The sequence below is a fragment of the Arthrobacter sp. NicSoilC5 genome (assembly GCF_019977395.1).
GTDB lineage: Bacteria > Actinomycetota > Actinomycetes > Actinomycetales > Micrococcaceae > Arthrobacter.
This window is the reverse complement of the sequence record NZ_AP024660.1, coordinates 489,980-502,640: the sequence shown is the minus strand read 5'-3', so window position 1 is coordinate 502,640 and position 12,661 is coordinate 489,980. Positions and strand designations below refer to the sequence as shown.

Genomic DNA, 12,661 nt, shown 5'->3' with positions numbered 1-12,661 from the left:
TTGCGAGGGCGTGGCAGTTATACGTATTACTAATCCCGTCGCTCCTCTACATCGCAGTTTTCAAGTATTGGCCGATGTACGGGGTACAAATAGCTTTCCGCAACTACAACCCCGTGGATGGATTCACCGGAAGCCCCTGGGTTGGACTGCAGCACTTCATTCGGTTCGTCAACTCCTACCAGTTCAGCCAGGTGGTTGGTAACACCCTCTGGATCGCTGTCCTGGGGCTGCTGCTGGCCTTCCCCATTCCGATCATCCTCGCGCTCCTGGTCAACCAACTCCAGAGCGAACGGTTCAAGAAGTTCACCCAAACCGTGCTCTATTCGCCGGCTTTCATCTCGACGGTGGTCGTTGTGGGCATCATGTTCGTCCTGCTTTCCCCGCGGTCGGGCCTGGTCAACAACGCCATTCAACTGGCAGGCGGCCAACCGGTCTTCTTCATGGGCTCCCCGGAGTGGTTCCGGCCCGTGTACGTCATTTCAGATGTGTGGCAAAACGCGGGCTTTTCCATGATCGTGTATCTGGCTGCCTTGTCGGGGATCGACCCCGCACTGCATGACGCCGCCAAGGTTGACGGCGCCTCCAAGCTGCAACGCATCCGGCACGTCGACCTGCCCGGCATCATGCCCGTCATAACGGTGCTGTTCATCCTCGCCATCGGGAACCTGCTCAACGTGGGATTCGAAAAAGCCCTGCTGATGCAAACAAACCTGAACCTGCCGACGTCGGAAATCATCCAAACGTACGTCTACCACGCAGGCCTGCAGCAGGCGCAGTTCAGCTACTCGGCCGCCATTGGCCTGTTCAATTCCGTCCTCAACCTCGTGTTGCTGCTGACCTTCAACTGGGTAGCGCGCCGGGCCAACCAAGCAACCCTGTGGTGATGCCGTCATGTCCTTGAACACCGAAGCCGTGGCCGCCCCGGCCCCCGTCAACCAACCCCAACCCCTCCGCAGGCGGTCGACGTCGTTCCGCGACAAATGGGCCGACTCCGCCTTCAACATCGCGTCCGTCACCATCCTGGCGCTGTCCATCGTCGCCGTCGTCTATCCCTTGTACTTCATCGTCATCGCCTCGATCAGCGATCCCAATGCCGTTTACGAAGGCAATGTATGGCTGTTCCCCTCCGGGGTCACGCTGGAGGGATACCAGCGGATCCTCGCAGACAGCCGGATCTGGAACGGTCTGGGCAACACGGTCATCTATACGGTCCTGGGGACAGCGATCAGCGTGACCACTATCCTGTTCGGTGCCTACGCGCTTTCCCGCAAGGACATGCCGGGCAGGAAGTTCCTGATGCTGCTCTTCGTCATCACCATGTTCTTCGACGGCGGCCTGATCACCAAGTACCTGGTAGTGCGGGACCTGGGCATGCTGGACACTGTCTGGGCAGTCGTGCTGCCAGGGGCAGTGGGAGTCTGGAACCTGATTATCGCCCGGTCCTTCTTCGAGAACACCATCCCCGGAGAGCTCCGGGAAGCTGCCCAGATGGACGGCGCCAACGATTTCACCTTCTTCTTCAAGATGGTGCTCCCCCTGTCCAAGCCGCTCATCATGCTCATGATCATGGTCCATGTGGTGGCGCACTGGAATTCGTTCTTTGACGCCTTGATCTTCCTCAACGACGACACCAAATACCCCCTGCAGCTCGTGCTACGAAACATCCTCATCCAGTCCGATGTCTCCTCCGCCGGCACCACCGGCGGCGACATCGAGTCCTACGCCGCCGCGCAGCGCATCGGTGAGCTGACCAAGTACGCCATGATCGTCGTCTCCAGCCTGCCGCTGATGATTGCGCTGCCCTTCATGCAAAAACACTTCACCAAAGGCACCATGATCGGCGCCGTCAAGAGCTAGGCCCCGGAACCAGACGCTAATGCCCGACGGCGGTACCCACCTTCCGCCGGTATCACCCCTCCCCCGCAAACCAGAAAAGGAAACGACCCATGGCTACAAGCCGCAAACTCGCCATCCTCGGCACCCTCATGGCAGGAACAATGCTGTTCACCGCATGCTCGGGCAACTCCAAGGGAACCGGCGACATCAAGGACTCCTCGGCAGAAGCCGGGTTCCAGGAAACCGGCTTCCCCATCGTCAAGAACCAGCTGACCCTGAAGTTCTCCGGAACAAAGACCGCCCTCGCTCCCGACTACAGCACCATGACCCTGGTGCAGCAGTGGGAAAAGGACACCAACATCCACATCGACTGGCAGAACCTCCCGGAGACGGTTTTCAAGGAAAAGAAGAACCTGATCCTGGCCAGCGGCGACCTCCCTGACGCCTTTTTCAACAGCGGCCTTACCGACGCCGAAATCGGCACCTACTCAGCAAACGGCACACTCATTCCGCTCGAAGGCCTCATCGAGAAGAACGCACCCAACCTTTCCAAACTTCTCGCGGCGCGGCCGGACATCAAGGCCGCCATCACTTCATCTGACGGCCACATCTACTCGCTGCCCTCCATCGAGGAACTTGGCCTGGTCCAATTCCCCAACGAGATGGCCATCAATACCGCATGGCTGGACAAGCTCGGCATCCCGATGCCGAAGACCGTGAACGAACTGCACGACGCCCTGCTCGCCTTCAAAACCAAGGACGCCTCGGGCACCGGCAAGACCATCCCCTTGAGCTTCATGCCCAGTTCCTGGTGCGGGGACATCGTCGACCTCATCGCAGCTCTTGGCGGCGTTCCGGACAACATGGACCACCGCATCGTCCAGGACGGCAAAGTCATCTACACGGCCACCCAGGACGGCTACAAGAAAGCCATCCAGACCCTGCACCAGTGGTACCAGGAAGGCCTGATCGATCCCGAATCCTTCTCGCAGGACGACAAGGCCTACCTGGCCAAGGGAAAGGCCGGAACAGAAAACCTCGGCTCCTTCGTCTGGTGGGAAATCAAGGAAATGGTCGGGGCTGACCGCGCCGGCGACTACAAACTGCTGCCCGTGCTCGAGGGGGTGGATGGCAAGAGGCTGGCCAGCCAGTCCAATAACCAGGAAATCGCCCGCGGAGCCTTCGCTATCACCCGGGCCGATAAGTACCCTGCCGCAACCATGCGCTGGGCCGACAACCTCTATGACCCCATCCAGTCAGCCCAGGCCAACTGGGGCCCCATCGGCGAGACCCTGCAGAAAGACCCGGCAACCGGCCTGCTGACCCAGATTCCGGCGCCGGCCGGTACGAGTGAAGGCGAACGGCGCCAAAAAGTTGCACCGGGAGGACCCAAGGCCAACACCGCAGAAAACTTCCAGAAAGTCGTAGCGCCCGAGCCCCGGGCCGCTGAACGGCAGAAGACGGTTGAAGGAAACTACAAGCCGTTCGCCGCAAACGATGGATACCCGCCAGTGGCGCTCTCCAACGAAGAACTCCAGCAGATCAGCACCATTGAGACCGACGTTGCCACTCTCGTGAAGCAGAACACCGCTAAATGGATTGTCTCCGGCGGCATCGACCAGGAGTGGGACGGCTACGTTTCGCAGCTGAAGAACGTCGGCGTCGACACAATGATCGACGTTTACCAGCAGGCATACAACCGGTTCAAGAACAACTCCTGACCATCTGATTTCCCACAGCGGACCGGGTACGGAACGTCCGTGCCCGATCCCCGGCCTGCCCCCAATAAAATCTTCCGGCCCCACGCGAACGGGCCACATCCATGAAATGAGACCTGCTCCATGAACACCGTTGCGCCCACCCTTGAGGCTTATCGCCCTGCGATGCACTACACGGCCAAGGACACCTGGCTCAACGATCCCAACGGCCTGGTTTTCCATGAGGGCATGTACCACCTTTACTACCAGAACAATCCCTTCGGGAACGTCCACAGCAACATGTCATGGGGGCACGCCACCTCCACCGACCTCGTCAACTGGGAAGAGCATCAGGTCGCCATCCCGTGTGACGACATCGAGGAGATCTTTTCGGGCAGCATCGTGGTGGACCATGGGAATTCCTCTGGTTTCGGCGTGGGAGGCGTTGCACCACTGGTGGCCATCTACACCAGTGCCTACAAGCCCGGTTCGGCCCATCCCGGCATCCAGGCCCAATCCCTCGCCTGGAGCATCGACGGCGGCTACTCCTGGACCAAATACTCGGGCAACCCTGTCCTGACCAGGAACTCCCCCGAATTCCGCGACCCCAAAGTCTTCCGCTACAACGGCCCGGCCGGCAGCTACTGGGTGATGGCCGCCGTCGAAGCCCACGATTTCGCCGTGCTTCTCTACCGCTCCGACGACCTCCGTCACTGGGACTACCTGAGCACATTCGGTCCGGCAAACGGCACCGGCGGGATCTGGGAATGCCCCGACCTCTTCGAGCTGCCGGTCGACGGTCTTCCCGGGACCACAAAATGGGTTCTTACCGTGAACATGAATCCCGGCGGCCCCAACGGGGGCTCCGCCGGACAGTACTTCGTGGGAGAGTTCGACGGCGTGAGCTTCCGTTCCGAAACGACCCTCACCGAGGGCATGCAGGACCCCGGGCTGGTAGATCAGTACCAGTGGCTGGACTGGGGCCGGGACTACTACGCTGCCGTGTCCTTCAGCAACGTCCCGGACGGCCGCAGGCTCATGATCGGCTGGATGAACAACTGGCAATATGCCAACCAGATTCCCACCTCCCCCTGGCGCAGCCCCATGAGCCTTGTCCGGGAAGTTTCCCTGGCCATGGTGGACGGACAGCCGCGGCTTGTGCAACAACCAGCCCCCGAGTGCACCGCAGGGTCGCGGCCCGGGCCGGCACAGCGGGTGTCCCTGAGCGGGACGGTGGCGGTCGACGGCGGCGCAGCAGTGCAGCTGGTCGACGTCACCTTTACGCCCGGAACGGCCGACGAGTTCGGTCTCGTGGTCCGTGGCGCAACTGACGGAGCGGCCGGGTCCTCCGGCACCCGGATCAGCATCAGCCCTGGAGCGGGCGAACTGGTGCTGGACCGGACGAACTCCGGCAACTCCGGCTTCCACCCGGCATTTCCTTCTGTCAGCAAAGCACCCTTGCGGGCACTGGACGGTACCTATTCGCTGCGGATCTTTATTGACCGCTGCTCCGTCGAGGTCTTCGCGCAGGACGGCCTCGTGACTCTTACCGAGTTGGTCTTCCCGGACCCGGCCCAAACGGCCATCACCCTGTTCTCCGCCAACGGTTCAGCCGAGGCACTTCTACAGCTGGCTGCAGTCGGACAGGGCAACGCGTAGTGGAATACCGCAAGCTTGGCTCGTCCGGCATGTACCTCAGTGAGATCGCCTACGGCAACTGGTACACCCACGGGGAGCAAATCGACCAGGACACCGCCACCGCTTGTGTCCAGCAGGCTCTGGACCTGGGAATCACCACCTTCGACACCGCCGACGCATACGCCGGAACCCGGGCGAAATCAACTCTCGGCGAGGCACTTGCGGGGGTCAGGCGCGAGAGCGTTGAAATCTGTACCAAGGTCTACTTCCCCACCGGCGAAGGCCGAAACGACCGCGGCCTTTCACGCAAACACATCATGGAGTCAATGAACGGCTCCCTTCGCCGGCTCCAGACCGAGTACGTGGACCTCTACCAGGCACACCGCTACGACTACGAGACGCCGCTGGAAGAGACCATGCAGGCCTTCGCCGACATCGTCAGGGCCGGAAAAGCACACTACATCGGAGTGTCCGAATGGACGGCCGACGAAATCAGCGCCGGGGCTGCCCTGGCAAAGGAACACGGCGTTCAGCTCGTCTCCAACCAGCCCCAGTACTCCATGCTCTGGCGCGTCATCGAAGCACAGGTTGTCCCCCTCAGCGAGGACCTGGGGATTGGACAAATCTGCTGGCCTCCCCTCGCCCAGGGAGTCCTCACCGGCAAATACGCACCCGGCGCAGCAGTTTCACAAGGCTCCCGTTTCCGCGGCCCCGACGGAAAACTCAAGGATGACCACCGCTTTCTTGGCCACGACATCCTCACCCGCGTCCAGCGACTCCTGCCGCTGGCCGCGGAAGCCGGCCTGTCCATGGCGGCATTCGCCGTCGCCTGGGTGCTGCAGAACCCCAACGTGTCCGCGGCGATTGTCGGCGCCTCACGCCCCGAACAACTCGTCGACAACACGAAGGCGTCCGGGGCAAGGCTGGACCCGAAGCTGCTCGCAGAAGCCGATGAGATCCTCGGCCCCGTGGTCGAGAGGGACCCGGAAAAGGTCGAGTCCTTCCTTACGCGCCCTTGAAAACTGACAGCCAGACCTTGGACCCACGATTCGGCGCCGCCTTCCGCGGTCCGACCACGACCGCCAGATGACCCCGACTCCTGTCCCGAGAGGCACAGCATGGAACACCTCAAAGCAGCCCGCCAAGAAGCCCAGAAGCCCCTTGACGCCGTCGTTGTCGGTGAAGCACTGATCGACGTGGTCACCACCCCGGACAGCCAGGTGGAGCATCCCGGCGGATCTCCCGCCAATGTGGCCTACGGACTCGGACGTCTTGGCGTGCATACCGGCCTGCTCACGGCCATCGCACCCGACGCCCGGGGAGTATCGATAGAGGACCACCTCCGGCGGGCAGGAGTAGCTCTCCTGCCCGGATCAAAATCCCTCACCCGCACGGCAACAGCAACCGTAACCCTTGCACCCGGCGGATCCGCCGCATACGACTTCGACATCCACTGGGACCTGCCAACAACTACGCCCGCCTGCTTTCCCAGAATTCTGCACACCGGTTCCATAGCCACCTTCCTGGACCCCGGGGCCGGTGCGGTCAAAGCCCTGCTCGAACAAGCCCACACGCAGTCCACCATCACCTACGATCCGAATATCAGGCCCTCCCTGCTCGGCAGCCACGCCGAAGCGAAGGGGATCTTTGAAGAACTCGTCTCCCTGACCGACGTCGTCAAACTCAGCGACGAGGACGCCCGCTGGCTCTACCCCCGGCGAACATTGGAGGAAACCGCTGACCACATCCTCCGACTGGGCGCCGGGTTGGCAGTGATCACCAAGGGAGCCGAAGGCTCCCAGTTCACCTCCCCGGACGCACGCATCACCATCCCCGCCGTCAAAGCCACGGTCGCGGACACCATAGGCGCCGGTGACTCTTTCATGGCCGCACTCATTATGGGCCTCCTCACCCGCGGCACCGAAGGCTTCGCCCCCACCGTCATGGAGCAACTCGGACGAACCGCAGCCACAGCAGCGGCGATCACCGTGCAGCGCCCCGGAGCGAAGCCGCCGACCCTGGACGAACTGACATCTGCTGTCGAGCTACCCTCACTTACACATGAGCATCCGCATAGAGCAGCAACTTCCTACGTCAAGACATCACGGACCAAGTTCAAGTCATGCTGCCGCGCTGACGACGTGAGCCCCAGCGCGCAGAGCCGCTCCCGGTAACCAGGTGGGCTCCTGGCAAACCGACGCGCCTTGGTACTCACCCAGGAATGCGAAAGGGAACCTCTAGCCAAGCTGTTTGTGGATGGTTGCTCCGTCGCCGTGGAAGATCAGGATTCGGCTTTGGCCGTCGATCCAGACCCAGAAGTAGCTGGCGTCCTCGCTGATTTCGTCCAAGGTGCCTTGTTCGGGTGCGAATCCGTGTCGTTTCACAAGCACTCGGTCGCCGGGGTTTAGGTGGACCCAGTTGTGATAGCTCAATGGGCGGGCTCCGACTGTCACCGTTGACAAGTCAGCCATTTGTGCGTCCGCAATCATTGTTGTTCCTTTCATACTGGTATTCCGCCTGGTGCCCAGCTTCAGTAGGGACAGATGTGGATATAAGGAAGCGGGGCGTGCTCTTTGCACGCCCCGCTCATGTCCTTTAGTACTGCTAGGTCAGTTCCGGAGTACTACCTGCGTGCTTGGGGGTTGGTGCCTCCCGTTCACGGGAGTTGTCATCTGACTCCTGGAGACGGGCCCTTTTCTGCACCCTTTTTGCCCATGCTGAGGTTACGATCGGGCAGAGCACAGCGGAGACGACGACTGATGCTGCCACGAGGACGGTGGCGTGGTCGGCGGCCGGGGCGTAAACAGGGTTGGCTGTGGCGATGATGGCGGGGACGAGGGCTGCGTTGCCGGCGGTGGTTGCTGCGGCGAGGCCGGCGACGCCGTCGCCACCGGTGAGTTTGTCGGCGAGGAGCAGCACTGCTCCGCCGACGAAGACCACGAACAGGCCGAGGGCGATGCCGAGCAGGCCTGCTTCAACGACTGCGTTGAGGTTGATGGTCAGGCCGAGGGCCAGGCCCAGGAACGGGACCATGGCCGGTACCAGTGGGGCCAGGAGGCTCCTCATATTTTTATCCAGGTTCCCGAGGAGCATGCCCAGTGCCAGCGGGAGGATGGCGCCGACGAGTGCCTGCCAGGGGAAGGCTGACAGGCCGGCGATGCCAAGGGTGACCATGGTCAGGAAGGGGCCCGATTCCAAGGACAGGATGGAGTAGGCGCCAGCGTCGCGCTTGCGGCCGAACTGGCCCATGAGGGAGATGTAGAGCCCGCCGTTGGTGTCGTTAAGGGCAGCAACCAACGCGAGGGTGGACAGGCCGGCGAGGATTCCGGAGTCGATGGGGGCTTCGCCGAGGAAGCGCCCGGCGATCACGCCGATGAGGATCGCGAAGAGGATTTTGGAGCCGAGGAGCACGCCGCCCTTTTTGAGGATGTAGGGCGTTGATTTGACCTCGAGAGTGGCGCCGAGGCAGACGAAGAACACGGCCAGCAGCGGCGCCAGGCCGGTGAAGAAGGCTCCTGTGAAGGATCCGAAGAACTTACCGGCGTCCGGGGCCAGGGTGTGGATGACGGCACCGATGCCGAGGGGCACCAGCATCATGCCGCCGGGGACCTTCTCCAGAGCTTTCTTGATGGGAATCGACATTGATTTCTCCTATTGAATAGCTGAGCGGTTGGGAACTGCCGTTCGGTCCGTCAGTTCCGTTGCTTGTGGGGTTAGCCGAGGCCAGGGATGAGCAGGACTTTGCAGGCGTCGCCGGTGAGCAGTTCCACTGCGTCGTCGATCTCGCTGAGCTTCTTGCGGTGGGTGATGAGCCAGTCGAGCTCGAGCTTTCCTGAGTCCAGCAGCAGCAGGCTCTGTTCCCAGGTTTCCCAGAGCCTGCGGCCGAAGATGCCGCGCAGGGTGATGCCCTTTTTGTTGATGTAGGCGGCGATGTCGACCTCTGCCGGGCGGCTGGGGTGTCCGACGGTGATGACGGTGGCCTCGCGGCGGACGGCTTCGAAGAGAGTAGTCAGGGTGCCGGGGGCTCCGGAGCATTCGAAGGCAACGTCGAATCCGCCGCGGCGGCCGGTGAGTTCGCGGCAGCGCTCAACGATGCCGTCGTTGGGGTGAAGGGCGGTCGCGCCGAGCTTTTCGGCTTGCGCGCGGCGGTAGGGGTTGGGGTCGACGGCGATGACGTGGGAGGCGCCCATGAGCAGTGCCAGGTTTACAACAACAAGGCCGACGGGGCCGGCACCGCTGACGAGCACTGCCCTGCCCGCGACGGAGTAGTTGGCGCGCTGGATGGCGTGGACGGCGACGCCGGCGGCTTCGAGTAGGGCACCGGATTCGAGGGACAGGCCGGTGGGAAGTTTGACGCAGATGTCCTGGGGGACGGCGGCGTATTCGGCGAAGACGCCGTCGATGTGCATACCGAGGATGCCGGTGCGTTCGCAGGTGTGGGCGTCTCCGGTGCGGCACGGGAAGCACTGGCCGCAGGTCAGGTGGCTTTCGAGGGCGACCTGGTCGCCCACGTTCAGGCCGGTGACGCCGGGGCCAACCTCGACGATGGTTCCTGCGCCTTCGTGGCCGAGGATGACCGGGAGGTTGAGGTTGAAGGCCTGGGCGGAGGGGGTCCATTCGTAAAGTTCACGGTCCGTGCCGCACAGGGAGGCTGCGCCGACTTCGATGACGACGGAGCCTTCTGTTGCCTTGGGGTCGCCGGCGTCCGTGACGTACGTTACGCCTCGTTCGGCTGCATTTTTGACTACTGCCCGCATTGGGGGCCGCCTTTCACTGGTTCTTGATGCGTGGAGGGAATTCGTGTGGGGTGTCAGCTCGGGAGCTGGCCGGCGAAGCGGCGCAGGATGTCAGTGGGTCCCACTTGTCCGCCTTTGAGCAGCAGCCGGCATCCGCCGACGGCGGAAGCGCCATCGGCGCGGAGGATGGGGCCGGCGGTGACGAACTGGTCCGATACCCGGAGTTGGCGCACGCCCATGGCGATGAGTGCGTGGCTGGAGGTATCGCCGCCACAGACGGCGATGTCCCGTGTGAGCCCGGCAACGGCCATGCGGGCAGCGATGCCGCCGATCAAGGTGCCTACGTAGCCGGCGTCCACTGGTGTGCTTGCTCCGTAGCGTGGGTCTGCCGCGCCGCGGGTGGTGTGAACGACGACATTGCGCCCTGCCTGGAGCGCGGCGGAAACCCGCTCATCCAGAGCCGCAACCAATGCGGTGTCGTCGCGCTGCAGCAGCTCGGCAGGGACCGGGACGTCCTCCCAGCCATTGGAGGTTGCGTCGTTGATCTGCTCCGCTGTGGTGCTGGAGGCCGAGGCGCTGACGGCCAGCACGGGTCCTGAGGGCTTCTGCGGGCCGGGGGTGCGTGCAGCCTGGTCCGAATTGGACCGGGCCAGCGCGGCCATGATGCCCCCGGATCCGACCACGATCGAGGGACCGTGACCGTGTTCTTCCCGGGTAAGTGCTTCTGCGACGGCGTCCATGTGGTGTTCGTCGACGGCGTCGACCACGAAGGCCTGCGCCCCGGGTTCCCGCCTCCGGTCCGCCCAGGCGTCCTTGAAGGTTCCGTCGTCATAAGCCGGCAGATGGATGGCCCCCGGTACCTCGTAGTCGCCGAACTGTTCAGCCAGGACCTGACGCAGGTCTGCTTCGGACATGGGCGTTGAAGGGTGGCGGGACATGACCGGGTGACGGTCCAGCCGGTAGATCTTGCCTGCGTAGGTTGCGTAATGGTTGCTGAAGGCGGTGTATCGGCCGAAAGCGGGTTGGGCCGGTACTACCGGGATGGGTCCATGCAGCGGGAACTGCTGGTGGAGCAGTTGGATACCGCGGCCGATGCTCCCGATGGTGGTGGAACTGTCGAAGGTGGAGCAGACCTTGTAGAGCAGGACCTCCAGGTTCAGCGTGGCGATGCCTGCAAGGTCACGGGTGACCAGGTTGTCGAAGGCCGTGCCGGACAGGGAACGGGCCGGCCCGGCGAACCCGACGACGTCGGTGTCCAAGGGCAGTGGGGCGTCTCCGATGACGAGCGCGGCTTCGAGCCCATAACGGTGGGCTTGGGCGAGGACATCGGCGGCTCCGGTGAGGTCGTCGGCGACGAAACCGAAAGCGGGCATGTCAGGCACCTTTCGCGAATGTCTGGACTGCGTGCAGGAGAGCCTCGTCCCCGGTGTGGGCGAGTTTGTCCGCTGCGCTCTGCAGGGGCACTCCGTCGACGGCTGCTTCCCAGGCCTGGCGGAGGCTGCGCACTCCGGCTCCTGGTCCGTCCGGGTGGGCGGCGACTCCGCCTCCGGCGAGCATCATCAGATCGGTGGAACCCACCGCGTCGAACGTGGGGCCCGGGGTGGTGACGTTCTGCCCGGACGACAATACGGGAAGCGGTGTGATGGTTTGGCCGAGCGGTTCGAGCAGGCTGCGGATGTTAGAGGCTACTTCTTCGTCGAGTTCGTAGAACTTGCTGCCCAACCCGCTGGCGTGCAGGTGGTCGGCACCGGCCAGACGGGCCATCTGCTGCCACACCCGGTAATCCATGCCCAGGGCCTTGGACCTCATGGAGGCCGCGAGACCCGCCCGGTGGCCGTGAATGGGAACCTCGGCGAAGCTGCGCAACAGCGCCAGGGCCGGCAGCCCCATCACGGGAATGTTCAGCATTACGCAGTGGCCCCCGGCCTCGACGACCAGGTCGTGGCGCTTCTGAAGGCCGGCGAGGTCACCGGTGATGTTGAAGGCATACATGGTCGAGTGGCCGGTGACCTGCTCGGCGGCCCGGATCTCTTCGGTGGCGACTGCGACCCTGCGTTCCAGCGGCAGATAGGCCGGATCAGTCATGAGTTCATCGTCCTTGATCAGGTCGATGGACGCCATCGCCAGATCGCGGACAACCAGCCGGAACTCCTCTTCGGAAAGCCCGACGTTGGGCTTGACGATGGTGCCAACCATCACGCCCTGGACATTGCTGATGAGCTTGCGGGTCCCGTCGATACCGAAGGCCGGACCCGGGTGGGCGGCGACGAAGTCCTCCGGCAACTGGATGTCCTGAAGACGGCAGGCGTAAAGATCGCCGAGTTCGAAAAGATTGCCTGCAATGGCTGTCTGCAGCGTTGCCAGGTCGGTTCCGACGTTCTCCATAGGGAAATCAACAGTGACCAATGCTGCACGGACCTTTTCCGGGTTCGCCCGTGATGGCAGGGAAGGGCGGCAAAAGCCGAGTTCCTGCACATCCGAGATCCGGGCCGCGTGCCGCTCCCGGATCCGGGCGGATTCGCCCGGGACCGGCAGGAAGGTGCCGCTGGACTGTTCGCCAGCCATGATGGCGGCGGCCTTTTCCGGGTCAATTTCGGATTCTAGGTAGTAGGTGCAACGCACCGAGCGCGGGTCGCGCATGGAACTCTCCAATGTGGGGGTTTGAAACTTACGTATCCGACTGTCACCTGCAGGTACTTTCACTTCGCTCACGCGCCGATGCGGGCTCAAGCAGGTGACTCGGGACTTCGCGTT

At 63.0% G+C, this 12,661-nt stretch carries 10 protein-coding genes; 6 read left to right on the top strand and 4 right to left on the bottom strand.

The features are described from left to right. The first annotated feature begins 74 nt into the window (after positions 1–74). From LDO22_RS02275 to LDO22_RS02250, 6 genes are all read left to right on the top strand, one after another. Complete coding sequence (locus LDO22_RS02275) at positions 75–884, top strand: ABC transporter permease subunit (protein WP_224025958.1); 810 nt, start codon at positions 75–77, stop codon at positions 882–884. 7 nt (positions 885–891) lie between these two features. Beyond that, positions 892–1,857 carry a carbohydrate ABC transporter permease gene (locus tag LDO22_RS02270; RefSeq protein WP_224025957.1) on the top strand — a complete coding sequence of 322 codons (966 nt, stop codon included), beginning with the start codon at positions 892–894 and terminating at the stop codon, positions 1,855–1,857. Positions 1,858–1,946: 89 nt separating this feature from the next. Next, the gene (locus LDO22_RS02265) at positions 1,947–3,557 is read left to right on the top strand and encodes an ABC transporter substrate-binding protein (protein ID WP_224025956.1); all 1,611 of its coding nucleotides are present in this window, start codon (positions 1,947–1,949) and stop codon (positions 3,555–3,557) included. Between the two features lie 120 nt (positions 3,558–3,677). After that, positions 3,678–5,192 (top strand): glycoside hydrolase family 32 protein, encoded by a 1,515-nt coding sequence (locus tag LDO22_RS02260; protein ID WP_224025955.1) that lies wholly within the window; start codon positions 3,678–3,680, stop codon positions 5,190–5,192. After that, a complete protein-coding gene (locus tag LDO22_RS02255; RefSeq protein ID WP_224025954.1) occupies positions 5,192–6,190 on the top strand; it encodes an aldo/keto reductase family protein in 999 nt (332 codons plus the stop codon). Before LDO22_RS02260 ends, LDO22_RS02255 begins: the two co-directional genes overlap by 1 nt. A 99-nt stretch (positions 6,191–6,289) precedes the next feature. Beyond that, on the top strand, positions 6,290–7,345 hold the full coding sequence (locus LDO22_RS02250) for a carbohydrate kinase (protein ID WP_224025953.1): 1,056 nt from the start codon (positions 6,290–6,292) through the stop codon (positions 7,343–7,345). 430 nt (positions 7,346–7,775) lie between these two features. On the opposite strand, the gene LDO22_RS02245 is transcribed toward LDO22_RS02250, so the two are convergent. From LDO22_RS02245 to LDO22_RS02230, 4 genes are all read right to left on the bottom strand, one after another. Beyond that, positions 7,776–8,813, bottom strand: a complete 1,038-nt coding sequence (locus LDO22_RS02245; protein WP_224025952.1) for a 2-keto-3-deoxygluconate permease — start codon at positions 8,811–8,813, stop codon at positions 7,776–7,778. Positions 8,814–8,884: 71 nt separating this feature from the next. Then, on the bottom strand, positions 8,885–9,928 hold the full coding sequence (locus tag LDO22_RS02240) for an alcohol dehydrogenase catalytic domain-containing protein (protein ID WP_224025951.1): 1,044 nt from the start codon (positions 9,926–9,928) through the stop codon (positions 8,885–8,887). Positions 9,929–9,981: 53 nt separating this feature from the next. Beyond that, a complete protein-coding gene (locus LDO22_RS02235) occupies positions 9,982–11,280 on the bottom strand; it encodes a four-carbon acid sugar kinase family protein (RefSeq protein ID WP_224025950.1) in 1,299 nt (432 codons plus the stop codon). 1 nt (position 11,281) lies between these two features. Further along, complete coding sequence (locus LDO22_RS02230) at positions 11,282–12,547, bottom strand: RuBisCO large subunit C-terminal-like domain-containing protein (protein ID WP_224025949.1); 1,266 nt, start codon at positions 12,545–12,547, stop codon at positions 11,282–11,284. Between the last annotated feature and the right edge of the window lie 114 nt (positions 12,548–12,661).